The 23,983-nt window shown below is 71.0% G+C and carries 25 protein-coding genes; 12 read left to right on the top strand and 13 right to left on the bottom strand.

Annotation, left to right across the window (positions count from 1 at the left end; all coding sequences use genetic code 11):
• Positions 1-3,852: a YhdP family phospholipid transporter gene (locus tag DFP85_RS08880; protein ID WP_133635928.1), complete on the top strand. Its 3,852-nt coding sequence runs from the start codon at positions 1-3 to the stop codon at positions 3,850-3,852.
• Positions 3,849-5,303: a metalloprotease TldD gene (tldD, locus tag DFP85_RS08875; RefSeq protein ID WP_133635927.1), complete on the top strand. Its 1,455-nt coding sequence runs from the start codon at positions 3,849-3,851 to the stop codon at positions 5,301-5,303. The genes DFP85_RS08880 and tldD overlap by 4 nt, the downstream gene beginning before the upstream one ends.
• A 125-nt stretch (positions 5,304-5,428) precedes the next feature.
• Here tldD and yjgA read toward each other — a convergent pair whose 3' ends face one another.
• On the bottom strand, positions 5,429-5,935 hold the full coding sequence (yjgA, locus tag DFP85_RS08870) for a ribosome biogenesis factor YjgA (RefSeq protein ID WP_133635926.1): 507 nt from the start codon (positions 5,933-5,935) through the stop codon (positions 5,429-5,431).
• A 119-nt stretch (positions 5,936-6,054) separates the two neighbouring features.
• On the opposite strand from yjgA, the gene pmbA reads away from it, so the two are divergent.
• Positions 6,055-7,395, top strand: a complete 1,341-nt coding sequence (pmbA, locus tag DFP85_RS08865; protein ID WP_133635925.1) for a metalloprotease PmbA — start codon at positions 6,055-6,057, stop codon at positions 7,393-7,395.
• Between the two features lie 3 nt (positions 7,396-7,398).
• On the opposite strand, the gene DFP85_RS08860 is transcribed toward pmbA, so the two are convergent.
• The 11 genes from DFP85_RS08860 to DFP85_RS08810 form a co-directional block, all read right to left on the bottom strand.
• Positions 7,399-7,668, bottom strand: coding sequence for an HPr family phosphocarrier protein (locus tag DFP85_RS08860; protein ID WP_133635924.1), 270 nt, complete (start codon positions 7,666-7,668; stop codon positions 7,399-7,401).
• A gap of 4 nt (positions 7,669-7,672) precedes the next feature.
• Positions 7,673-8,593 (bottom strand): RNase adapter RapZ, encoded by a 921-nt coding sequence (gene rapZ / locus DFP85_RS08855; RefSeq protein WP_133635923.1) that lies wholly within the window; start codon positions 8,591-8,593, stop codon positions 7,673-7,675.
• 49 nt (positions 8,594-8,642) lie between these two features.
• Complete coding sequence (gene ptsN / locus DFP85_RS08850; protein ID WP_133635922.1) at positions 8,643-9,128, bottom strand: PTS IIA-like nitrogen regulatory protein PtsN; 486 nt, start codon at positions 9,126-9,128, stop codon at positions 8,643-8,645.
• Positions 9,129-9,134: 6 nt separating this feature from the next.
• Positions 9,135-9,443, bottom strand: a complete 309-nt coding sequence (hpf, locus tag DFP85_RS08845; RefSeq protein ID WP_089846043.1) for a ribosome hibernation-promoting factor, HPF/YfiA family — start codon at positions 9,441-9,443, stop codon at positions 9,135-9,137.
• Between the two features lie 170 nt (positions 9,444-9,613).
• Complete coding sequence (locus tag DFP85_RS08840) at positions 9,614-11,038, bottom strand: RNA polymerase factor sigma-54 (protein ID WP_133635921.1); 1,425 nt, start codon at positions 11,036-11,038, stop codon at positions 9,614-9,616.
• A gap of 142 nt (positions 11,039-11,180) precedes the next feature.
• Positions 11,181-11,906, bottom strand: coding sequence for an LPS export ABC transporter ATP-binding protein (gene lptB, locus DFP85_RS08835; RefSeq protein ID WP_133635920.1), 726 nt, complete (start codon positions 11,904-11,906; stop codon positions 11,181-11,183).
• On the bottom strand, positions 11,906-12,436 hold the full coding sequence (gene lptA, locus DFP85_RS08830; protein WP_133635919.1) for a lipopolysaccharide transport periplasmic protein LptA: 531 nt from the start codon (positions 12,434-12,436) through the stop codon (positions 11,906-11,908). Before lptA ends, lptB begins: the two co-directional genes overlap by 1 nt.
• Entirely contained in the window at positions 12,433-13,017 is a 585-nt protein-coding gene (lptC, locus tag DFP85_RS08825) for an LPS export ABC transporter periplasmic protein LptC (protein ID WP_133635918.1), read from the bottom strand. Before lptC ends, lptA begins: the two co-directional genes overlap by 4 nt.
• A 3-nt stretch (positions 13,018-13,020) precedes the next feature.
• The gene (locus tag DFP85_RS08820) at positions 13,021-13,578 is read right to left on the bottom strand and encodes a KdsC family phosphatase (protein WP_133635917.1); all 558 of its coding nucleotides are present in this window, start codon (positions 13,576-13,578) and stop codon (positions 13,021-13,023) included.
• Between the two features lie 43 nt (positions 13,579-13,621).
• Positions 13,622-14,617: a KpsF/GutQ family sugar-phosphate isomerase gene (locus DFP85_RS08815; protein ID WP_133635916.1), complete on the bottom strand. Its 996-nt coding sequence runs from the start codon at positions 14,615-14,617 to the stop codon at positions 13,622-13,624.
• Between the two features lie 32 nt (positions 14,618-14,649).
• Positions 14,650-15,609: a calcium/sodium antiporter gene (locus DFP85_RS08810; protein WP_133635915.1), complete on the bottom strand. Its 960-nt coding sequence runs from the start codon at positions 15,607-15,609 to the stop codon at positions 14,650-14,652.
• 137 nt (positions 15,610-15,746) lie between these two features.
• Here DFP85_RS08810 and DFP85_RS08805 point away from each other — a divergent pair, with 137 nt between their 5' ends.
• The 9 genes from DFP85_RS08805 to hisD all read left to right on the top strand — a co-directional run bounded on the left by DFP85_RS08805 (position 15,747) and on the right by hisD (position 22,568).
• Positions 15,747-16,559, top strand: coding sequence for an ABC transporter ATP-binding protein (locus DFP85_RS08805; RefSeq protein WP_133635914.1), 813 nt, complete (start codon positions 15,747-15,749; stop codon positions 16,557-16,559).
• Positions 16,556-17,338, top strand: coding sequence for a lipid asymmetry maintenance ABC transporter permease subunit MlaE (mlaE, locus tag DFP85_RS08800; protein ID WP_133635913.1), 783 nt, complete (start codon positions 16,556-16,558; stop codon positions 17,336-17,338). Before DFP85_RS08805 ends, mlaE begins: the two co-directional genes overlap by 4 nt.
• Positions 17,339-17,354: 16 nt before the next feature.
• Positions 17,355-17,819 carry an outer membrane lipid asymmetry maintenance protein MlaD gene (gene mlaD / locus DFP85_RS08795; RefSeq protein WP_106229150.1) on the top strand — a complete coding sequence of 155 codons (465 nt, stop codon included), beginning with the start codon at positions 17,355-17,357 and terminating at the stop codon, positions 17,817-17,819.
• A gap of 5 nt (positions 17,820-17,824) precedes the next feature.
• Positions 17,825-18,475, top strand: coding sequence for an MlaC/ttg2D family ABC transporter substrate-binding protein (locus DFP85_RS08790; protein WP_424955087.1), 651 nt, complete (start codon positions 17,825-17,827; stop codon positions 18,473-18,475).
• Complete coding sequence (locus tag DFP85_RS08785) at positions 18,472-18,810, top strand: STAS domain-containing protein (RefSeq protein WP_133635912.1); 339 nt, start codon at positions 18,472-18,474, stop codon at positions 18,808-18,810. Before DFP85_RS08790 ends, DFP85_RS08785 begins: the two co-directional genes overlap by 4 nt.
• A gap of 142 nt (positions 18,811-18,952) precedes the next feature.
• Positions 18,953-19,207, top strand: coding sequence for a BolA family protein (locus DFP85_RS08780; protein ID WP_133635911.1), 255 nt, complete (start codon positions 18,953-18,955; stop codon positions 19,205-19,207).
• A 13-nt stretch (positions 19,208-19,220) separates the two neighbouring features.
• On the top strand, positions 19,221-20,483 hold the full coding sequence (gene murA, locus DFP85_RS08775) for a UDP-N-acetylglucosamine 1-carboxyvinyltransferase (RefSeq protein ID WP_133635910.1): 1,263 nt from the start codon (positions 19,221-19,223) through the stop codon (positions 20,481-20,483).
• A 20-nt stretch (positions 20,484-20,503) separates the two neighbouring features.
• Positions 20,504-21,166, top strand: a complete 663-nt coding sequence (hisG, locus tag DFP85_RS08770; RefSeq protein WP_133635909.1) for an ATP phosphoribosyltransferase — start codon at positions 20,504-20,506, stop codon at positions 21,164-21,166.
• A 79-nt stretch (positions 21,167-21,245) separates the two neighbouring features.
• On the top strand, positions 21,246-22,568 hold the full coding sequence (gene hisD / locus DFP85_RS08765; RefSeq protein ID WP_133635908.1) for a histidinol dehydrogenase: 1,323 nt from the start codon (positions 21,246-21,248) through the stop codon (positions 22,566-22,568).
• 96 nt (positions 22,569-22,664) lie between these two features.
• Here hisD and DFP85_RS08760 read toward each other — a convergent pair whose 3' ends face one another.
• Entirely contained in the window at positions 22,665-23,882 is a 1,218-nt protein-coding gene (locus DFP85_RS08760) for a Do family serine endopeptidase (RefSeq protein ID WP_133635907.1), read from the bottom strand.
• Positions 23,883-23,983 lie beyond the last annotated feature (101 nt).

The raw sequence follows: 23,983 nt of genomic DNA, 5'->3' as shown, positions 1-23,983 counted from the left end.
ATGTCCCTGACCCGCCTGGTCGCTCGCTGGCTGTTGAACCTGGTGGCGCTGCTGCTGGCGCTGCTGGCGGTGCTGACCCTGGTCCTGCGCCTGCTGCCGGTACTGCTCGAGACGCAGGGCCCGCGGCTGGAGCGCCTGCTCTCCGCGCGCTTCAACGCGGTGGTGGAGGTGGACGCGCTGACGGCCGGCCTGCAGCGGTACGACCCGCACCTGGCCATCGACGACCTGCAGATCCGCTCCCGGGAGGGGCTGGGGCACGTCCCGCTGCTCGAGGTGGAGCAGGCCGAGCTGCGCCTGGACAGCCTCGCCAGCCTGGCCGCCGGCGTCCCCCTGGTGGCCGATGCCCGGCTGCAGGGCGTGACCGTGCACCTCTACCAGGACGAGGCCGGGCGGTGGCACTGGCCGGCCCCCGCGGAGCTTCCCCCCGAACTGGTCCCCGAGACCACCTTCGACCTCGAGCGCCTCGACTTCTGGGTCGGCATGCTGCTGCGCCAGAGCGCCTGGGTCGAGGAGGTCAGCCTGGTGCTGCATGGCCGCAAGGAGCGCGCCGTGCTCAAGGCGCCCCGGCTGGTGATGACGGGGGACGCCCGGCGCACCCACCTCGAGGGCGAGGTGCTGGTGGAGGGGCAGCGCGAGCAGGCCATCCGGGCGGTGATGGAACTGGTCCCCGGGCCGTCCGGGCTGCGCGACTTCAGCGCGGCCCTGCAGGCCGAGATGCGGCTCGACAGCCTGCTGGGGCTCTCCGAGGTGCTGGGCTATGGCGACGCCCTGCGCCTGGAGGCGGCCAGTGGCGAGGCGCGCCTGTGGGGCCGCTGGCATGCCGGCCGGCTGGCCGACCTGCGCCTCGACGTCCAGGCCCCGCTGCTGGCCCTGGCTCAGCCCGAGTCCGCCGACGAGGCGTCGCCACCGGCCATCGTGCTCAACCGGGTCTCGGCCCGCGGCCAGTGGCTGCGCGAGGCGTCGGGCTGGCAGGCCTGGCTCGAGGGCGATGCGCGCAGTGCCGACTGGGCCCGCCCCGACGGGGAGGGCGACGCGGCGGCCACGGGGCCAGCCGTGCCCCGCTACTGGCATGCCCGCAGCCGCGACGATGGCTGGTGGCTCAACACCAGCGAGTTCGACCTCGGGGCCCTGGCCGCCTGGCGCGACCGGCTGCCGCTGCCGGAGGCCCTGGCACGGGTCATCGACAGCCTCGACCCGCGCGGACAGGTCACCGGCCTGGGGCTGGGCCGCGAGGGCGGCGACTGGGTCGCCCGGGCGTCGGCCTCAGAGGTGGCGGTCTCCCCCTGGCAGCATGCCCCCGGAGGCGGCCCCCTGGACGTCTGGGTGACCTCCCGGGACCTCAGGGGCCACGTCGAGTTCGCCGGCCGCGACAGCCGGCTGCACTTTCCGCGGGTGTTCGGCCCGCCCATGGCGCTCTCCCGGGCCAGCGGCGTGATCGACTGGGCCTACGATGGCCCGCGCAGTTTCATCAGCGGGCGCGAGCTCGAGGTCGAGTGGAACGGGGCCCGGGTCGAGGGCGGCTTCGGGCTCTCGGTGGGCGGTGGCCAGCGCGGCGGCTTCGGGCTCCAGCTCGACCTGCACGACGTGGACGCCATCGAGACCCCGCTGGTCGACTGGCTGCCGGTGGGCGTGCTGGGGCCGGAACTCACCGACTGGCTGGTCGAGGGGGTCGCCGGCCGGGTGCCGGAGGGCTCGCTGCGCCTCCATGTGCCGCTGAGCCGCGAGGGGGTGAAGGTCGAGCCGGCCCTGGAACTGGCCCTGGCGGTGGAGGAGGGGCGACTCTCCTTCGCGCCCGGCTGGCCGGCCCTCGAGGAGGTCGGCGGGCGGCTGAGGATGGCCGACGGGACCCTGACGGCAGAGGTGGACCGCGCCGAGAGCCTGGGGGTCGAGGCACGCGGCGGCGAGGTCCGTCTGGCGGACGAGCGACTCGCGGTGAGCGGCGAGCTCGAGGCTTCCGCCGAGGCGCTGCGCCGCTACCTGCTGGCGCTGCCCGTGGAGGGCATGTCGGCGGTGGAGGCGTGGCAGGGCGAGGGCCGGGCCTCCGGTACCCTGGACCTGGCTCTGACCCTGGGCGAGCCCGGCTCCCTGGAACTGGACATCGCCACCGAGGCGGACTTCCCGAGGCTCGTCCATGTTCCCCTGGAACTGGCGTTCCGTGACCTCCAGGGCCCGCTCACCTGGCGTCAACGCGGCGAGGAGGGCGGCCTGGAGGGGCGCCTGGCCGGGCGGCTCCTGGGTGGGCCCGTGACCAGCGAGATCGACACCCTGGCCGGCGGGCTCGACCTCGCCGGCACGGCCGAGGCAGAGGCCATCGCCGAGTGGGGCGGCATGCCGGGCCTCGGTGGCCTGATGGAGGGGCAGCTGTCCTGGCAGGGTCGCCTGGCGCTCGGCGACGAGGGCGCCTCGCTGCGCCTCGACAGTGGCCTGGAGGGGCTGGCCATCGCCCTGCCGGACCCGCTGGGCAAGCGCCGCGACGAGCGCCTGCCCCTGCAGCTGACCTTCGACCTGACCGGGGGGCGCCTGGATGGCCGCCTGGGCGACCGGCTGGGCCTGCGCTGGCGCGAGCTCGATGGTGGCGCCTCCGGGCAGGGGCAGGCATGGCTGGGGCGGCGGCCGGACGCCTGGCCCCGCGGGCCCGGCTGGCACGTCGAGGCCTACCAGCCGCGACTGCCGGTGGCCGACTGGGCCCGTGCCCTGTCGCCACTGGCCGCCCGGGGCGGCCGCGGTGAGGGGAGCCGTGGCGCGCCGGCGGCACTCTCCTCGCTGGCCCTGCGCACCGACTGCCTGCTGGTGCAGTCACGCTGCCTGGGCTCCCTGGCGGTGGAGGGTGGCCCCCGCGGCGGGGGCTGGGAGCTGGACCTGGACGGCAGCCTGGCCAGCGGCCAGCTGTCGTATCGCCCCGCCCTGGGGGAGCCCCTGGATATCGCGCTGGAACGGCTGGCACTGGACGCCCTGATGCCGCCGGCCAGCGGCAGCGGCCAGCTGCTGGACGAGCTCGATGTGCCGCCCGATGCGACCCCGCTGCCGGAGGGCCTCGACGCCGTGCCCGACGGGCGGCTGCGGATCGCCGAGATCGCCTGGCAGGGGCAGCGCCTCGGCCCCTTCAACGGGCGCTGGCAGTCGTCGGCCGACCGGCTGGTGGTCGATCCCCTGGGCCTGACGCTGGGCCAGATCAGCGCCCATGGCAACCTGGTATGGGAGGCGAGCGGGGCCGGCGACAGCCTGACCCGGGCGAGGCTCGACCTGGACGGCCGGGACCTGGGCACTGCCCTGGCGGTGCTGGGCCAGCCGGTGGCCGTGCGCAGCGCCGAGACCCGGGTAAGGAGCCAGCTGGCCTGGCCAGGGGCTCCCTGGCAGTTCGCCCTGGCCCGCTCGCGGGGCAGTCTCGAGGTGTCGCTGCGCGATGGGCGCTTCGTCAACATCGAGTCGCCCTCGGCGCGGGTCGTCGGCCTGCTCAACGTCGACAACCTGCTGCGCCGGCTGAGGCTCGACTTCTCCGATGTCACCGGCCAGGGGACCGCCTTCGATCGTGTCACCGGTGACGCTACCCTGTATGGTGGAGTACTGGAAACTCGCGGGCCGGTGGAGATCGAGGGGCCGGCGACCCGCTTCACCCTGGACGGCAGCGTCGACCTGGCGCGTCGGGAACTCGACCAGCGCCTGGCCGTCACAGTGCCGGTGAGCAGCAACCTGCCGTTGGCGGCGGTACTGGCCGGCGCCCCGGTGGTAGGCGGCGCCCTGTTCCTCGCCGACAAGCTGTTCGGCGACGCCATCGACCGCGTGACCCGAATCCACTACCGCGTGGAGGGCCCCTGGACCTCACCGCGGATCTCTCTGGAAAGTGCCGAATGACATCACAGACTCACGCCATGCTCGACGAGGCCTCCGCTGTCCTGCTGACGCCCGGCGGCCTCGACCTCGCGGCCCTGGATGACGGGCTCGGCCATGCCATGGGCCCGGGTATCGACTATGCCGACCTCTACTTCCAGCGCAGCTGGCATGAGGGCTGGGTGCTGGAGGACGGCGAGGTCAAGGAGGCCAGCTACAACATCGACGGTGGCGTCGGGGTGCGCGCCCTGGCCGGCGAGAAGACCGGCTTCGCCTACTCCAACCAGATCACCGCCGATGCCCTGGCCGAGACCGGTCGCACCGCCGCCGGGATCGTGCGCCGCGGCGAGCGGCGGGCGGTGGCGCCGGGCGTGGCCATGGCGAGCCAGGCCCGCTACGCCGGGGTCGACCCGCTCACCGGCCTCTCCGCCGAGGACAAGATCGCCATGCTCAAGCTCGCCGACCGGGTGGCCCGGGCGGCGGACCCCTCGGTGGCCCAGGTCAGCGCCTCGCTCACCGGGGTCCACGAGGTGGTGCTGGTGCGCGCCAGCGACGGCACCCTGGCGGCGGACATCCGCCCGCTGGTGCGCTTCAACGTCAGCGTGATCGCGGTGCGCAACGGGCGCCGCGAGCGGGGCAGCGCCGGCGGCGGCGGCCGCTACGCCATGGCGCGGCTGCGCGACGAGAACGTCGCCGAGCGCTATGCCAGGGAGGCGGTGAGGCAGGCACTGGTCAACCTGGAGGCCGTGGAGGCGCCGGCCGGCCAGATGCCGGTGGTGCTGGGGCCGGGGTGGCCGGGCATCCTGCTCCACGAGGCGGTGGGCCATGGCCTGGAGGGGGACTTCAATCGCAAGGGCAGCTCGGCCTTCGCCGGGCGGATCGGCGAGCGGGTCGCCTCGCCCGGCGTCACCGTGGTCGACGATGCCACCCTCGCCGACCGGCGCGGCTCGCTCTCCGTCGACGACGAGGGGACCCCGGGCCAGAGTACCACCCTGATCGAGGACGGCATCCTGACCGGCTACATGCAGGACAAGCTCAATGCCCGGCTGATGGGCATGGCGCCCACCGGCAACGCGCGGCGCGAGTCCTTCGCCCACCTGCCGATGCCGCGCATGACCAACACCTACATGCGCGCCGGCAGCGACGACCCGGCGGACATCCTGAAGAGCGTGAAACGCGGCCTCTATGCGGTGAGCTTCGGCGGTGGCCAGGTGGACATCACCTCCGGCAAGTTCGTCTTCTCGGCGAGCGAGGCCTACCTGATCGAGGATGGCCGGATCACCGCCCCGGTGAAGGGGGCGACCCTGATCGGTAACGGTCCCGAGGCCATGGGCCGGGTCTCGATGATCGGCCACGACATGGAACTCGACACCGGCATCGGCGTCTGCGGCAAGGAGGGGCAGGGCGTGCCGGTGGGCGTGGGCCAGCCGACGCTGAAGCTCGACGAGCTGACCGTGGGCGGCACGGCATCCTGATCGAGCGAGGGCGCCGGGGACAGGCCGAAGAGGAGGTCCTACGCCAGGGATGGCGTCGGTAGCGCCCAGGGAGGGGTTTACAGCGCCTCCTCGCAGTCCTGTCCCCGGATCAGCACCGAGCGATGTTACAGTCCCGCAGTATCGCGGATCAGCCGGAACAGCCGACGGGCGTTGGTCGGGGGCTTTCCCTGCTCCCGCTCGCGGCGGGCATTGCGGATCAGCTGGCGCAGGGCCTGGCGGTCGACCTCGGGGAACTCGTCGACGAAGGCCTCCACGGCCGCGTCGCCCTCGGCGATCAGCCGGTCGCGCCATGCCTCCAGGCGGTGGAAGGCATGGTCACGGCGCAGCGTCTCGTTCTCGATCTCGTCGAACACCGCCTGGATGCCGTCGAGGTCCTCGCCGCGCATCAGCTTGCCGACGTACTGCATGTGCCGCCGGCGGGCCTCGCGGGCCTTGATGCGCCCCGTCTCCTCGATGGCCCTCAGCAGGTCGTCGGAGAGCGGGAAGCGGGCGCGCTGGGCATCGCTCATGGCGATGATCTGCTCGCCGAGCTGCTGAAGGGCCTGCATCTCGCGCTTGAGCTGGGACTTGCTGGGCCGCTCGTCGGCCGGGGAGAGCTCTTCCTGGGTCATGCCGGTTCCACCTGGTCGGGATCGAATTGCGCGACAGTATATCAGCCCGCGACACGGGGCTGGACAATGCACCATCGACAGGGCCGGCCCGATGGCCGGACGAGTGAGGAGAGACGTTCATGACACAGGCTTTCGATGCGGCCGCCCAGCAGACCCTGCTGGAGAGTCGCGCGCGGATGGCCCTGGAGCTGGCCCGTCGGCTGGGGGCCGATGCCTGCGAGGTGGGGGCGAGCGTCGACCAGGGCGTCGGCGTCAGTGTCCGCGAGGGCGAGGTGGAGACGGTCGAGCTGTCCCGGGACCAGGGGATCGCCGTGACCGTCTATGTGGGGCAGCGCAAGGGCAGCGCCTCCTCCAGCGACGCCGGCGAGGCCTCGGTGCGTGCCGTGGTCGAGAAGGCCCTGGCGATCGCCCGTCACACCGGCGAGGACCCGGCCTCGGGCCTGGCCGATGCGCGGCTGATGGCCACCGAGCTGCCGGACCTCGATGTCCACCATCCCTGGCCGCTGACCATCGATGAGGCCACCGACCTGGCGCTGCGCTGCGAATCCGCCGGTCGCGGCATGGCGGGCATCAGGAGCTCCGATGGCGCCAGCCTCTCCAGCGGCGAGGGGGTGCGCGTCTACGCCAACAGCCATGGCTTCCTGGGCAGCCAGTGCGGCAGCCGCCACTCGCTCTCCTGCATGCTGATCGCCGAGGACGAGAACGGCATGCAGCGCGACTACGACTACACCAGCGCCCGTGCGCCCCGCGACCTGGCCGAGGCCGAGGCGGTGGGCGAGAGCGCCGCCCGGCGCACCCTGCGGCGGCTGGGCGCCCGGCGTCCGGCCACCGGGCGGATGCCGGTGCTCTTCGACCCGACCCTCGCCGCTGGCCTGGTCGGCCACCTGATGGGGGCACTCGCCGGCGGTGCCCTCTATCGCCAGGCCTCCTTCCTGTGCGACCGGCTGGACACCCCGCTCTTTCCCGAGTGGTTCAGCCTCGGCGAGCGGCCCATGGAGGTCGGCGCCATGGCGAGCTCGCCGTTCGACGGCGACGGGGTGCAGACCCGCGACAATGTCTTCGTGCGCGACGGCCGCCTGGCCAGCTACATGCTCTCGGCCTACAGTGCCCGGCGGCTGGGCCTTCAGACCACCGGCAATGCCGGCGGCGCGCGCAACCTGCGCATCACCGCGCCGCTGCAGGGTCGCGAGGCGCTGCTCGCCCGCATGGGGCGCGGGGTGCTGGTCACCGAGCTGATGGGGCAGGGGGTCAACGGCGTGACCGGCGACTACTCCCGCGGCGCCGCCGGCTTCTGGGTCGAGGACGGCGAGATACGCCACCCGGTGGAGGAGTTCACCATCGCCGGCAACCTGGAGACGATGTTCCAGGGCCTGGTCGGCGTGGGGGACGATACCGACACCCGCGGCAGCATCCATACCGGCAGCTGGCTGGTCGACGAGATGATGGTGGGCGGCAGCTGAGGCTCAGCCGTCCTCGTCGAAGCGCGCCTCGAAGAGCGCGGTGATCGCCTCGAGGGCCGCCTCGGCGTCCTCCCCCTCGGTACAGACCTCGAGCTCGGTGCCGCAGGGGGCGGCGAGGATCAGCAGCGACATGATGTTGCCGCCGTCGGCCTGCTGGTCACCGCGGCAGACGGTGACCCGGGCGTCGTAGGGCTGGCAGCACTGCACCAGCTTGGTGGCGGCGCGGGCATGCAGGCCGCGCCGGTTGGTCAGGGTCAGCTTGCGACTCGGCACGCGTTCAGGTTCCTTCCTGGGCGGGGTGGTCCGCGGCCGTCTCCTGGCCGGCGGGGAGAGTGATCTGAACCCCCAGTTCCCGGTGGCGCAGCCGCACTCCATCCTGCCGGCTCGCCAGTCGGTCGGCCAGGCGCTCGGCCAGGTAGACCGAGCGGTGCTGGCCGCCGGTGCAGCCGATGGCTACGGTGAGGTAGCTGCGCTGGCTGGCACGATAGTGCGGCAGCCAGCGCTCCACCCAGGCGAGGATGTCGTCGAGCATCTCGCTGACGACGGGATAGCCGTCGAGGAAGGCGATGATGCTGGGATCGCGTCCCGTGGCATCGCGCAGGGCCGGGTCCCAGTAGGGGTTGGGCAGACAGCGGGCATCGAAGACGATGTCCGCGTCCAGCGGGACCCCACGCTTGAAGCCGAAGGACTCCACGGTCAGGGTCATCCGCTCGGCCCGGTGGCCGGCGACCTGGTCGGTGATGCGCCCGCGGAGTTCGTGCACCGAGAGGCGCGTGGTATCGATCACCAGGTCGGCGAGATCGCGGATCTCGGAGAGCGACTGCTCCTCGGTGTCGATCGCCTCGGCGAGGGTCATGTCGCTGCCACGCGTCAGGGGATGCCGGCGGCGGGTCTGGGAGTAGCGCTCGAGGAGGATGCGCGCATCGGTGGTCAGGTAGACCACCTGGCAGTCGACCCGGCGGCCACGCAGCTCCTCCAGCAGCTCGGGGAAACGCGCGAGGGCGGCGGGCAGGTTGCGGGCATCGATGCTGACGGCGATCGAGGAGCGCAGCGAGCGGTCATCCTGCAGCTCATCGACGAGCGGGCCGAGCAGCATGGCCGGCAGGTTGTCGATGGCGTAGTAGCCCAGGTCCTCCAGCGCCTGCAGCGCGATCGACTTGCCGGAGCCTGACCGGCCACTGATGATCACAAGCTGCATGCGGGTCTCCTGGTCATGGGGGTGGCCGGGCAGGCCCGAGGGGGAGGGGTCAGCCTCCCTGGCTGCCGGCCGGGGCCTGTCGTCGGATCGCCTCCGTGAGGCGCTCATGGAGTTCGCGCTGGCTGCTGCTGTGGCGCAGCCGGGCACGGGTGTCGGCATCGTTCATCACGCCGGCGACCTGGCCGAGCAGGGCGAGGTGGGCCTCGTCGGCCTCCTCCGGGACCAGCAGCACGAAGACCAGGTCCACCGGCTCGCCGTCGATGGCGTCGAAGTCCACCGGCTCGGCCAGCTTGAGGAAGCCGGCGATGGGGGCCTTGCAGTGGGGGTTGCGGGCATGGGGGATGGCGACCCCGTTGCCGATGCCGGTACTGCCCAGCCGCTCGCGCCCGATCAGCCGGCTGAAGACCTCCTGGCTGTCGAGGCTGGGGGTGTTCTGGGCAATGAAGGTGCTGAAGAACTCCAGCACCCGTTTCTTGCTCCCCCCGGGCACATCGAAGAGGGTGCGCTCGGGGGGCAGGATGGCGTCCAGTGTCATGACGGATCAGCGGGCGCCGGCGCCCTGGGCGCGAGCCTGGGCCTTTTCCTTGTGCTTGACCAGCTGGCGGTCGAGCTTGTCGGCCAGGGCGTCGATGGCGGCATACATGTCATTCTCCATGGCCTCGGCATGGAGGTCGGCACCGGCGGCATGCAGGGTACAGGCCGCCTGCTGGCGCTCCTTCTCCACGGAGAGGGTGACCTGCACATTGGTGATGTTGTCGTAGTGGCGCTCGACGCGGGTGAGCTTCTCTTGCACATAGTCACGCAGGGCGTCGGTCAGTTCCACATGATGGCCGGTGATATTGACTTGCATGACACGCTCCTTGCTCTTTCGGGTTATGGGTCGATTGTAACCCTTTTTGCTGCCCTGCATACCCCCTCGGTCCAGGGGATTCCAGGGGCGCATGACCGGCGTCATTTCAACTGCTTGCGTCCACGAGGGAGGAGGAAGGCCGGCGGCTGCGGGAGCGCCAGCGGCGGGTGTCAACGCAGCCGCTTGCGCTCGCTGGAGGAGGGGATGCCCATCGCCTCGCGGTACTTCGCGACCGTGCGCCGCGCGACGCTGATGCCGGCCTCGTCGAGCAGGCTGACCAGCCGGCTGTCGGAGAGCGGCTTGCGCGGGGGCTCGTCCTGGATCAGCTTGCGGATGCGCGCCCGGATGGCGGTGCTGGAGTGGGCATCCCCCTCGCCGTTGCCGCCCCCCACCTGGCTGGAGAAGAAGTACTTGAGTTCGAACATCCCGCGTGGGGTGTGGATGAACTTCTGGGTGGTGACCCGCGAGATGGTCGACTCGTGCATCTCCACCACCTGGGCGATGTCGGCCAGGATCAGCGGTTTCATCGCCTCCTCGCCCTGCTCCAGGAAGTCGAGCTGGCGCGCCATGATCTCCCGGCCCACGCGCAGCAGGGTGTCGTTGCGGCTGGAGAGGCTCTTCATCAGCCAGCGCGCCTCCTGCAGGTGGTCCTTCAGGAACTGGTTGTCCTCGCTCTTGTCCGCCCGCCGGATCAGGGCGGCATAGTCGGGCTGGATGCGAAGCCGCGGCATGGCCTCCGGGTTCAGCTCCACCTGCCAGCCATCGCGGGTATGGCGGGCGATCAGGTCGGGGATGACATAGGTGCCATCGCTGTCGGTGAAGCCGCTGCCGGGCCGGGGGTCCAGGGAGCGCACCAGCGCGACCACCGTGTCCAGGGCGTCGTCGTCGAGCCCCAGCCGGCGCTTTAGCAGGCGGCGGTCGTCGCCGGCGAGCGCCTCGAGGAACTGGCGCACCAGGCGGCGCGCCTGGGGCAGCAGCGGGGTGTCATCGGGCAGGGTGGCCAGCTGCAGCATCAGGCACTCGCGCAGATCGCGAGCGAAGACCCCCGTGGGCTCGAACTGCTGCAGGCGCAGCAGCACCTGCTCGACCTCGCGGGTCTTGAGGCCCTCGAGACCCTGGGCCTTGAGGCCGTCACGGAGCTCCTCCAGCGACTGGGTCAGGTAGCCGTCGCCGTTGACGCCATCGATCAGGCTCTCGGCGATGCGTCGTTGGCGCTCGTCCAGGTCGGTCATGGCAAGCTGCCAGGCCAGGTGGCCCTGGAGGCTCTGGCCCGTGGCCTGGCGCTCGAAGTCCGGCCCCTCGCCGCTGCCGCCGGCGGGCGCGGTCCCCAGGTCCTGGTAGGTGTCGGACCAGTCGCTGTCGGTGCTGAGCTGGTCGGGGATCTCGCTCGCCCACTCCTCGTCGGGGGCCTCGCTCACCGCCTGCTCGCCGAAGTCGTCCTCGACCTCGAGCATCGGGTTGGACTCCAGCGCCTGCTGGATCTCCTGGCGCAGGTCCAGGGTTGAGAGCTGCAGCAGGGCGATGGCCTGCTGCAGCTGCGGGGTCATGGTCAGCTGGGTGCCGACGCGCAGTTGCAGGGACGCCTTCATGGCCATGAGACGAATGCCCTCGACTTGCCGAAAACCCCAACCCTAGCCGCTGGCCAGGGGGCATGCAAGCGCAAAATCTGCAACAATCGTGCCATGCGCAATCTTCATGCCGTCGCGGAATAACGACAGGCATATCAGGTGATTGCGATCAGAGGCGGAAGTCCTCGCCCAGGTAGACCTCGCGGACCCGCTGGTCGGCGAGGATCGCCTCGGCATTGCCCTCGGCGATGATGCGCCCGTCACCGACGATGTAGGCGGTGTCGCAGATGTCGAGGGTCTCGCGGACATTGTGGTCGGTGATCAGCACGCCGATGTCGCGGGCCTTGAGTTGGCGGATGATGCCCTTGATCTCGCCCACCGAGATGGGATCGACCCCGGCGAAGGGTTCGTCGAGCAGGATGAAGGCGGGCTCCGTGGCCAGGGCGCGGGCAATCTCGACCCGGCGGCGTTCGCCCCCGGAGAGGCTCATGCCGAGGTTGTCGCGGATATGCGTCACGTGGAAGTCCTCGAGCAGCTGCTCGAGCCGGGCCCGGCGCCCGGCGCGGTCGAGATCCCGGCGGGTCTCGAGGATCGCCATGATGTTGTCGGCGACCGACAGCTTGCGAAAGATCGAGGCCTCCTGGGGCAGGTAGCCGATGCCGGCGCGTGCCCGCTCGTGCATGGCCGCCGTGGAGAGGTCGAGGTCGTCGATATGGACTTCCCCGGCGTCCGCCCTTACCAGCCCGACGATCATGTAGAACGAGGTGGTCTTGCCGGCGCCGTTGGGGCCGAGCAGCCCGACGATCCGGCCCTGCTCGATGGAGAGGCTGATGTCCTGCACCACCCGGCGGCGCTTGTAGCTCTTGGCCAGATGGAGGGCGCTCAGGGTCTTCATCACTGGCCGTCCTGCTGCTCGGGTTCCAGGGTCATGCGCACGCGCTGGCGCTCCTCGACGCCCTCGGCGTCGGCGCGGGCCTGGACCACGCGACGGTCGAGGAAGTACTCCAGGTAGCCGCCGTCGAAGGTGTCGCCGCCCTGGTGCAGCTCGGCGCGGTCGATCAGCTCGATGCGGCGCTCGGCGACATGGTAAATGATGGTGCGCCCCCAGCCGCGCACCAGGGGCTCGTCCGGAGCGGGCTTCTGCTCGATATAGGCGCGCTCGCCGGTGGCGGTGGCGCGGGTCAGCTGGCCCTGGTCGTTGCGCTGGATCTCCACCCGGGCGCCGGTCAGCTGCATGCTGCCCTGGCGGATGTCCACGTCGCCGGTATAGACGGCGGTACCGGCACGGTCGTCGAGGTCGAGACGATCGGCCGTGACCTGGATCGGGGCGCTGGCGTCACCCTCCAGGGCCTGGGCCGGGACGCTGCCCAGCAGCAGGCCGATGAGGCCGAGGGTCAGCAGGGGGGCGAAGGGGGGGCGCGTCATGACTCGGGCTCCTCGCGGGTGTCGGGCGGATGGTGGCCGCGCACATTGTCGGTCAGCCGGGCGCGGTTGTCATGGATCCAGGCGTCGAAGCGCTCGCCACGCATCCGCTGGGGCGGCTGGCGCAGCAGGGCCGGGGTCTCGCTCCAGGCATGGCCGCTGTCGGCGTCGAAGTGGAGCACCTCGGTATCGAGCTGCCAGCGCTCGGCGGGGGCCAGGAGCCGTGCGTCGCCGGTGAGGGTCAGCGGGTTGCCGCCCGCCCCCAGGGTGCCGCGCTCGCCGCTTGCCAGCCAGACCCGGCCCGAGTCGTCCAGCAGGCGCCCCTGCGGCTTCTCCAGGCGCGTGACGTCATCCTGTGGCGTATGGGTCAGGCGCGGCGTGTCGAGCCGCTGGTGGGCGCGTCCCGCGGCATCGAAACGGGTCAGCCGGGCCTCCTCCAGGTAGTAGTCCGGCTCGCCGGCCTCGCCCCCTGGCACGGGGCCGGGGAGCGGGGTGTCACGCAGGTCGAGCAGCGCCAGCCCGGCCCCCAGGGCGAGTAGCAACAGGAACAGGCCGGTGCGAAAGCCGGGGCGCGGCAGGCGCATGGCTCAGGTCGTGCCGTGCAGGTAGGTGTCGAGCACCGCATCCCAGTGCCCCTGGGCCTGGAGCAGGGTGTCGCAGATCTCGCGCACGGCACCATGGCCGCCCGCGGACTCGGTGACCCAGTCGGCATGCTTGCGGATATAGGCCGGTGCGCCGGGCACGCTGATGCCGACCCCGGCCCGCCGGATGGGGGCCACGTCGGGCATGTCGTCACCGCAGTAGGCGACCTGCTCGAGCTCCAGTCCCAGGCGGCTGCACAGCTCGCGCAGCACGCTAAGCTTCTTCTCGGCCCCCTGGAAGACGTGCTTGACGCCCAGCGCGGCGGCGCGGCGGCTGACCATCGGCGAGTCGCGGCCGGTGATGAAGGCCACCACGATCCCGGCACGCTGCGCCAGCTTGATGCCATGGCCATCGTGGGTATGGAAGGCCTTGATCTCGACGCCATCGGCCTGGAAGTAGAGGCGGCCGTCGGTGAGCACGCCGTCCACGTCCAGGGCGAGCAGGCGGACGCGGCGCAGGCGGTCGACGAGTTGGCTGTCGAGCAGGGGGGATTCGAGGCTCATGGTGTCTCCAGCGGTTGGGGGGTTGGGATGGGCAGTCAGGGCGTCAGATGACGCCGCTGGCGAGCAGGTCATGCATGTGCAGGGCGCCGACCGGGCGGCCGTCGGCATCCACCACGGCCAGCGCCGAGATGCGGTTGTCCTCCATGATGCGTACCGCCTCGGCGGCCAGGGTATCGGGGGCGACCCGCTTGCCGGGACGGGTCATGACATCGTCGACGGTGAGGCCGGAGAGGTCGCTGTGCTGGTCGAGGGTGCGGCGCAGGTCGCCGTCGGTGTAGACCCCGGCCAGGCGCCCGTCGGCGTCGACCACGCAGGTGAAGCCCAGTCCCTGGCGGGTGATCTCCAGCAGGGCATCGCGCAGCGGGCTGCCCAGGTCGACCCTGGGCAGCCGGGCGCCCTCGTGCATCAGGTCGGCGACCCGCAGCAGCAGGCGCTTGCCCAGGCTGCCGCCGGGATGGGAGAGGGCGAACTCCTCGGCGGTGAAGCCGCGCGACTCGAGCAGCGCCACGGCCAGGGCGTCGCCCAGCGCCAGGGCGGCGGTGGTGGACGAGGTGGGGGCCAGGTCCAGCGGGCAGGCCTCGCGCTCGACCCCGGCATCCAGGTGGGCCTCGGCGTGCCGGGCCAGGGTCGAGCCCGGCCGGCCGGTCATGCTGATCAGCGGCGTGCCCATGCGCTTGAGCAGGGGCAGCAGGGCGGTGACCTCGGCGGTCTCGCCGGAATTGGAGAGGGCCAGCACCACGTCGCCGGGGGTGATCATGCCCAGGTCGCCGTGGCTGGCCTCGCCGGGGTGCACGAAGAAGGCCGGCGTGCCGGTGCTGGCCAGGGTGGCGGCGATCTTGCCGGCGACATGGCCCGACTTGCCCATGCCGGTGACCACCACGCGCCCGCGGCAGGCGAGGATCAGCTCGCAGGCGTGGTCGAAGGCGTCGTCGAGGCGTCCCGCCAGGGCGGCGATGGCCTGCTGTTCCAGTTCCAGGGTGCGGCGGGCACTCTCGCGCAGGAGGGAGGTGCCGGCCGCCGGGGGGGCATCATGGGTCATGGCGGTGATTGTTGCCCGTTGTGGGGTTTCACTCAAGGGGATCCGCCGACGGTGGCGGCGCCGGCGCTGCCGAGCCAGGCCAGGTAACCGGCATAGCCGAGCACCAGCACGCCCCCCGGCAGGCGCCCCAGCTGGCCACGCCGGTTCCACAGCAGCAGCGCGCCCAGGGCCAGGGTCAGCAGCAGCATCACCGGGTAGTCGCGGCCGGCGGCGGCGGGGTCCGTGGCGCCCGGAGCCAGCAGCGCCGGCACCGGCAGCACGGTCAGCATGTTGAAGAGGTTGGAGCCGATGACGTTGCCGATGGCCAGGTCGTGGTGGCGCTTGAGGGCGCTGGCCACGCAGGCCGCCAGCTCCGGCAGGCTGGTGCCGATCGCCACCACGGTCAGCCCGATCGTAAGCTCGCTGACGCCGAGCCCCCTGGCCAGCTCGCTCGCGCCCCACACCAGGGCGCGGGAGCTGGCCACCATGATCACCAGGGTGGCCACCAGCCAGCCCAGGGCCTGGCCCAGCGGCATGCCGGGAATCTCGCCGGCGCTCTCGTCGTCGGGGGTGTCGGCGCGGAACAGCCACCACAGGCTGAACACCAGCAGCACCAGCAGCAGCAGGCCGTCGAGGCGGTCGAGGTGGCCGTTGGCCAGGGCGTAGCCGGCAAGGCCGGTGGCGCCGAGCAGCAGCGGCAGCTCGCGGCGCACGATGGAGAAGCGCACCGGGATGGGTACCACCAGCGCCGTCACGCCCAGCACCAGGGCGATGTTGGCGATGTTGGAGCCCAGCGCGTTGCCGACGGCGAGGTCCGGCACGCCATCCAGGGAAGCCATCACCGAGACCACGATCTCCGGCGCCGAGGTGCCCAGCGAGACGACGGTCATCCCCACCAGCAGGGTGCTCATGCCGGCCCGCCAGGCGGTGGCCGCGGCCGCGCCGACGAAGCGGTCGGCGCTCCACAGCAGGCCGACGAAGCCGAGCAGGACGATCAGCAGGGGGATGAGCATGGCGCGATCCGCAACGGTGGGTGGAGGGCGCACATTGAACATGCCGGACCCGGAGGGTGCAAGGCGCGCGGGACGCTGGCGCCGCGGGGCATGGTTAGGATACGATGTTCGATAATATTCTCGAGGATGGTGAAACGATGACGGACTCCCCCTTCGTGGAAGTGGAGAGCCTGCACTTCTCGCGTGGCGAGATGGACATCTTCCGTGGCGTCGACCTGGTCATCCCCCGCGGCCGGATCACGGCCATCATGGGCCCCAGCGGTACCGGCAAGACCACCCTGCTCAAGATGATCGGCGGCCAGCTGACCCCCGACGCGGGGCGGGTGCGCATCGATGGCCAGGACGTCCATGCGCTGTCGCGCAAGGCGCTATTCGTGCTGCGCCGACGCATGGGGATGCTGTTCCAGAGCGGCGCGCTGTTCTCCGACCTCGATGTCTACGAGAACGTGGCCTTCCCGCTGCGGGTGCATACCGACCTGCCCGAGGCGATGATCCGCGACGTGGTGCTGATGAAGCTCCAGGCCGTCGGGCTGCGCGGGGCCCGGGAGCTGATGCCCTCGGAGCTCTCCGGCGGCATGGCGCGCCGGGTGGCGCTGGCGCGCGCCATCGCTCTGGACCCGGAACTGATCCTCTACGACGAGCCCTTCGCCGGGCAGGACCCCATCTCCATGGGCGTGCTGGTGCAACTGATCAAGCGCCTCAACGAGGCCCTCGGGTTGACGGCGGTGGTGGTCTCCCATGACATCAAGGAGACGCTCTCCATCGCCGACTACGTCTACGTGATCGCCGATGGCCAGGTGATGGCCCATGGCACGCCGGCGAGCCTCGACGCCGACCGCGATCCCCGGGTCAGCCAGTTCATGCATGGCGAGCCCGACGGGCCGGTGCCCTTCCACTATCCGGCCATGGATTTCCATGCCGATATCCTGGGCAGCGGGGGGCCACGATGATCGAGCGGATCCGGCACCTGGGGCGGCGTGGCTGCGACCTGATGGAGGCGCTGGGCCGGGCCGGGATCTTCCTCGCCCAGTCGGCGGTGGGGGTGCCGTCCCGCGAGGGCCTGCACCTCTGGGTGCGGCAGATGCACTTCGTCGGCGTGATGTCGCTGGCCATCGTGCTGGTCTCGGGGCTGTTCATCGGCATGGTGCTGGCCCTGCAGGGCTACACCATCCTGGTCGACTTCGGGGCCGAGCAGGCGCTGGGGCAGATGGTGGCCCTCTCCCTGCTGCGCGAGCTGGGGCCGGTGGTGGCGGCGCTGCTGTTCGCCGGCCGCGCCGGCTCTGCGCTGACCGCCGAGATCGGCCTGATGAAGGCCACCGAGCAGCTGACCAGCATGGAGATGATCGGCGTCGACCCGCTGCGGCGCGTGGTCGCGCCGCGACTCTGGGCCGGCTTCGTGGCCCTGCCGCTGTTGACCATCGGCTTCAGCGTGGTGGGCATATGGGGCGGCCAACTGGTCGGCGTCGACTGGCTCGGCGTCTTCGAGGGCTCCTACTGGGGCAACATGCAGGCCAGCGTCGAGTTCGTCGACGACGTGGTCAACGGCCTGATCAAGAGCCTGGTGTTCGCCCTGGTGGTGACCTGGATCGCGGTGTTCCAGGGCTATGACCTGATTCCCACCTCGGAAGGCATCTCGCGTGCCACCACCCGGACGGTGGTCTATTCCTCTCTGGCGGTACTGGGCCTGGACTTCGTGCTCACCGCCCTGATGTTCGGAGAGCTTTCCTGATGTTCGGAGCAAACGGATGAAGCGCAGCAAGACGATGGAGCTCGGGGTCGGCCTGTTCATGCTGGCCGGCATCCTGGGCCTGGTGTTCCTGGGGCTCAGGGTCAGTGGCCTGAGCCTCGCCCTGCCCAGCGAGACCTTCCGGCTGGAGGCCAACTTCGCCAACATCGGCGGCCTCAAGCCGCGGGCGCGGGTCACCATGGCCGGTGTCACGGTGGGCCGGGTCGAGGCCATCGAGCTGGACACCGACTGGTACGACGCGCGGGTGGTGATGGAGCTCGACGGGCAGCTGGAAGGCCAGCTCCCCGAGGACAGTACCGCCGCCATCCTCACCGCGGGCCTGCTCGGGGAGCAGTATATCGGGCTCTCGGTGGGCGGGGCGCCCGAGACTCTCGCCGATGGCGATACCCTGCGCGATACCCAGTCGGCCCTGGTGCTCGAGGAGCTGATCCAGCAGTTCGTGTCCAGCATGGTCAAGGAGTGAAGGAGATGAAGATGATGAACCTACGTGCGCTGTTCGCCGGGCTCGGCCTGATGCTGCTGGCCTTGCCGCTGCTGGCCGCGCAGAACGACCAGCGCCCCGAGCAGATGATCCGGACCAGCATCGACGAGCTGATGACGCGGATCGAGGGGCGCGAGGCGTATTTCGCCGACAACCTCGACGAGCTCGAGGCGATCGTCGACGACAGCCTCGAGGGCGTGGCCGACTTCCGCTACATCGGGGCCAGCGTGATGGGGCGCTACTTCGGCAACGCCACGCCGCAGCAGCGGTCGCGCTTCGTCGAGACCTTCCGCAAGACCCTGATCGACACCTACGCCAAGGGCCTGGTCACCTTCGACTACCGCGAGATCCGGGTGCTCGACAACCAGCAGGCCTCGCGCTATGAGGACCAGGCCAGCGTGGCCATGGAGGTGGTGGCCAACGACGGCACCGTCTATCCCGTCAGCTACTCGCTGCGCCTGGACGACGGCCAGTGGAAGGTGGTCAACGTGATCGTCAACGGCATCAACCTGGGGCTCACCTTCCGCAACCAGTTCGACCAGGCGATGCGCGACCATAATCGCGACTATGACGCGGTCATCGACGACTGGGCGCCCGAGCTTGCCGTCGAGGAGCTGGAGGAGGGCGGCAGCGCATGAGCGTGCTGCTGGAGCAGCGCCGCTCCTGCCTGGAGGCCGAGGGCTGCCGCCTGGCGGTCACCGGCGAGGTCGGCTTCGAGGGCGCCTCGGCGATGGCCGAGGCCGGCACGGCCTGGCTGGTCGACCGGCCAGCCGGCAGCGAGGTGGTCTTCGACCTGAGCGGCGTCGGCCGGGTCAGCAGCGCGGCCCTCAGCGTGCTGCTGGAGTGGACCCGCCAGGCCCGTGATGCCGGCGTCGAGGTGACCGCCGTGCATCTCTCGGCCCCTCTCGGGCGCCTGACCCGAGTCGCGGGGCTGGACACCCTGCTGCCGCTCGCCGGGCCGGTCGCCGCCTGAGACGCGCCCCTTCCTTCCCATCGCCAAGCGCGGCGCTTTTCTTTACCATGTGCTGCCATGAGATCCCCGCTGCCGGCGGCCACGCCGTGGCCGCCGGCAGCGTCTCCCCGACGAATCGACGAACCACAGGAGTGCCGGTGCCATGCAACCGAGCGAAGTGAAGGCGCTGCTCGAGAGCCGACTCGACGGCTGCGAGTTCCATATCCAGGGCGAAGGCTGCAACTTCCAGGTGGTGGCCGTGGGCGAGGTCTTCGAGGGGCTCTCGCCGGTCAAGCGCCAGCAGATGATCTATGGCGCACTCTCCGAGGAGATTGCCTCCGGCGCCCTGCATGCGGTGAGCATCAAGACCTACACCCCGCAGCAGTGGCAGGCCGCCACCGACAACCAGGGGGCCTGAGGGTCGAGCTTCCATGGACAAGCTGATCATTACCGGCAACGGCCCCGTCGACGGCGAGGTCTGGGCCAGCGGCGCCAAGAATGCCGCCCTGCCGATCCTCTGCGCGACCCTGCTGGCCGACGAGCCGGTGACCATCGGCAACCTCCCGCACCTGCAGGACATCACCACCACCCTGGAGCTGCTTGGCCACATGGGGGTCGAGGCCGTGATGGGCGACAGGATGTGCATCCAGCTCGACGGCGCCCAGGTCACCGACTGTCATGCGCCCTATGAGCTGGTCAAGAAGATGCGCGCCTCGATCCTGGTGCTCGGCCCGCTGCTTGCCCATTTCGGCCATGCGGACGTCTCGCTGCCCGGCGGCTGTGCCATCGGCTCGCGGCCGGTGGACCTGCACCTCCGGGGGCTCGAGGCCATGGGGGCCGAGGTCAGCGTCGAGGCCGGCTACATCCGGGCGCGGGTCGATGGCCGCCTGCACGGCGCCACCATCTTCTTCGATACCGTCACCGTGACCGGCACCGAGAACCTGCTGATGGCGGCGACCCTGGCGGAGGGCACCACGGTGCTGGAGAACGCCGCCCGGGAACCCGAGGTGGTGGACCTCGCCGAGTGCCTGATCAAGATGGGCGCGAGGATCCGCGGCCAGGGCACCGACACCATCGTCATCGAGGGCGTCGAGCGGCTGCACGGTGCCTACCATGACGTCATGCCCGACCGCATCGAGACCGGCACCTTCCTGGTCGCCGCCGCGCTCTCCCGGGGGCGGGTGAGGGTGCGCAATACCCGCGCCGACATCCTCGATGCCGTCCTGGCCAAGCTCGAGGAGGCGGGGGCCACCATCACCACCGGCGAGGGCTGGATCGAGCTCGACATGCAGGGCCGGCGGCCGAGGGCGGTCAACGTGCGCACCGCGCCCTATCCGGCCTTCCCCACCGACATGCAGGCCCAGTTCGTGGCGATGAATGCGGTGGCCGAGGGCACCGCCCGGGTGGTGGAGACCATCTTCGAGAACCGCTTCATGCACGTGCAGGAGCTCAATCGCATGGGGGCCGACATCGCCCTGGAGGGCAACACCGCGGTGATCACCGGGGTCGAGACCCTCTCCGGGGCACCGGTGATGGCCACCGACCTGCGCGCCTCCGCCTCGCTGGTGATCGCGGCGATGATGGCCGAGGGCGAGACCCTGGTGGACCGCATCTATCATATTGATCGCGGCTACGAGTGCATCGAGGAAAAACTGCAGCTGCTGGGCGCGCGCATCCGGCGCATCCCCGGCTGAGTCGACCAACAGGCGAGACCATGAGCAAGCAACTGATTCTGGCCCTCTCCAAGGGCCGCATTCTCGACGAGACCCTGCCGCTGCTGGCCGATGCCGGCATCGCCCCGGCCGAGGACCTGGGCAAGAGCCGCAAGCTGCTGTTCGACACCAACCTGCCGGACGTCAAGCTGGTGGTGATCCGCGCCACGGACGTACCGACCTATGTCCAGCTCGGCGCGGCGGACCTCGGCGTGGCCGGCAAGGACGTGCTGCTCGAGCACGGCGTCGAGGGGCTCTACGAGCCGCTCGACCTGGAGATCGCCCGCTGCAAGCTGATGACCGCCGGCATCACCGGCGCCGAGCCGGCCCGGGCCCGGCGGCGGGTGGCCACCAAGTTCGTCAACGTGGCGCGCCGCTACTACGCCGAGCAGGGGATCCAGGCCGAGGTGATCAAGCTCTACGGTGCCATGGAGCTGGCGCCGCTGATGAACCTGGCCGACGAGATCGTCGACATCGTCGATACCGGCAACACCCTGCGCGCCAACGGCATGGAGCCCCGCGAGCTGATCGCCCCGATCAGCACCCGGCTGGTGGTCAACAAGGCGGCCATGACCATGAAGCACGACCGCCTGAAACCGCTCATCGCCCGCCTGCGCGAGGCGGTGGCAGCGCGGCACGATAGCCTCGCCGTGTCGGCCCCATAGCCAGGCCTGCCTTGTCCGCGGCCCGTCGCCGCGTCAGTCTCACAGACAACCTGCCCCGTTTCGAGAGGAAGTCACTGCCATGAGCCAATCCCCCACCGACGGCGTCGACATCGCGCGGCTCTCCACCTCGCAGGCCGACTTCGATCACCGCCTGGCCGACCTGCTGGCCTGGGAGGGGGTCTCCGATGCCGAGGTCCAGCGGCGCGTCGACGAGATCCTCGCCGCCGTCAAGGCCCGGGGCGATGCCGCCCTGGTCGAGTACTCGAACCGCCTCGACCGGCTCGCCGTCGCCTCCATGGCCGAGCTGACCCTGAGCGAGGGACGCCTGCGCCAGGCCTTCGAGGGGTTGCCGGCGGAGCAGCGCGAGGCGCTGTCGAGCGCCGCCGAGCGCATCCGCGCCTATCACGAGCACCAGAAGCCGGCCTCCTGGCACTACACCGAGGCCGACGGCACCGTGCTGGGTCAGCAGGTCACCCCCCTGGATCGCGCGGGCATCTACGTGCCCGGCGGCAAGGCAGCCTACCCCTCCTCGGTGCTGATGAACGCCATTCCCGCCCATGTGGCCGGGGTGCGCGAGATCGTCATGGTGGTCCCCACCCCCGATGGCGTGCTCAACGAGCTGGTGCTGGCCGCCGCCTACCTGGCCGGCGTCGACCAGGTCTTCACCATCGGCGGTGCCCAGGCGGTGGCGGCCCTGGCCTTCGGCACCGAGACGGTGCCGCGGGTGGACAAGGTGGTCGGGCCGGGGAACATCTACGTGGCGACGGCCAAGCGGGCGGTGTTCGGCCAGGTGGGGATCGACATGATCGCCGGCCCCTCGGAGATCCTGGTGGTCTCGGACGGCGGGACCGACCCGGACTGGCTGGCCATGGACCTCTTCTCCCAGGCCGAGCACGACGAGGATGCCCAGGCGGTGCTGGTGAGCTGGGACCTCGAGCACCTGCAGGCGGTGGAGGCGTCCATCGCGCGGCTGCTGCCGACCCTCGAGCGCGCGCCCATCGTGCGCGAGTCGCTGTCGCGCCGCGGCGCGCTGATCCACTGCCGGGATCGTGACGAGGCGATGCTGTTGATCAACCGCATCGCCCCGGAGCACCTGGAGCTGTCGGTGGCCAATCCCGAGGGGTGGCTGCCCCAGGTGCGCCATGCCGGGGCCATCTTCATGGGACGCTACACCGCCGAGGCGCTGGGCGACTACTGTGCCGGCCCCAATCACGTGCTGCCCACCTCGGGGACGGCGCGCTTCTCCTCGCCGCTGGGGGTCTACGACTTCCAGAAGCGCTCCTCGATCATCCACTGCTCGGCGGAGGGTGCCGGGGCGCTCGGCAAGGTGGCCTCCATCCTGGCCAGGGGCGAGTCGCTCACCGCCCATGCCCGTTCGGCCGAGTATCGCCTCAAGCCGTGACGTCACGAAGGGGCATGACCTGCCCCGGGACAGCAGAGGGCCCCGCCGAATCGGCGGGGCCCTTCGTCGTCGAGGGGGCGTTGTCGAGAGGGGGCGTCACTCCGCGTCGGGGCGGCGCGTCTCCGGGGTCGGGCGTTCGCCTAGCTCGATGGTCAGCTCCCGGCGCTCGCCGCCACGGACGATCGTCAGCGGCAGGCGGGTGCCGGGCGCCACCGCGGCGATGTCGCTCATGGTGCGCCGGGGGTCGAGCACCGGCTGGCCGTCGACCTCCAGCAGCACGTCGCCGGGCTGCAGGCCCGCACGGTCGGCGGGGCCGTCCGGCACCACACCGGCGATGATCACCCCGGCCGGCGTCTGCAGACCGAAGGAGGCGGCCAGCTCCTGGTTGAGCTCCTGGGCCTCGATGCCCATCCAGCCGCGGATGACACGCCCGCGGGTGACCAGCTCTTCGAGGATATTGCGGGCCAGGTTGGCAGGGATGGCGAAGCCGATGCCCTGGGAGCCGCCGGAGCGCGAGAAGATCGCGGTGTTGATGCCGACCAGGGCGCCCTCGGCATTGACCAGTGCGCCGCCCGAGTTGCCGGGGTTGATGGCGGCATCGGTCTGGATGAAGTCCTCGTAGGCATTGAGCCCCAGGTGGCTGCGCCCGGTGGCGCTGATGATGCCCATGGTCACCGTCTGGCCCACGCCGAAGGGGTTGCCGATGGCCAGCGAGACGTCCCCGATGGCGACCCGGGTGGTGTCGGTCAGCTCGATCACCGGCAGCGAGTCCAGGTCGATGCGCAGCACGGCGAGGTCGCTCTCGGGGTCGGTGCCGATCACCTCGGCCAGGGTCTCGCGGCCGTCGCGCAGGGCCACCTGGATCTGGTCGGCCCCGCGGATCACGTGGTGGTTGGTCAGCACGTAGCCATCGTCACTGACGATGACCCCGGAGCCGAGGCTGGAGAGCATGCGCTGGCGGCTGGGCAGCTCGTCGCCGAAGAACTGGCGGAAGAAGGGGTCCGACATCAGCGGGTGTTCCTCCCGCTCGACCACCCGCGTGGAGTAGATGTTGACCACGGCCGGTGCGGCGCGCTCCACGGCCTGCGCATAGCTGGCCGGCCCCTGTCGGCGGGTGAGGGGCTCGGCCTGGCGCACCTCCGGGGCCTCCCGTGAGCTGGCCGCGTCGTCGGACTGCACCAGCGCGGGCGTGGCGGGAGGCGTCGTCGGCGGTGCCGGCCGGCCGACCAGCTGAGGGAAGGCATTGATCAGCACGATGGCCGCCAGCACACCGATGAGGACGGGCCAGAGGTAGGGGAGCAGGGTGCGTCGCATGCGGCGGGGGTCCTTGTCGGCGGTGCTGGGTCGCGGGGTATCCTCCCGCTGGTTACACTGTGCGGATTGTAACATTGCCAACCCGACCGCGCCCGGAGGCT

The sequence above is a fragment of the Halomonas ventosae genome, assembly GCF_004363555.1.
Lineage (GTDB): Bacteria > Pseudomonadota > Gammaproteobacteria > Pseudomonadales > Halomonadaceae > Halomonas > Halomonas ventosae.
The sequence above is the reverse complement of the archived record's forward strand: the minus strand, read 5'-3'. Positions and strand labels throughout refer to the sequence as shown.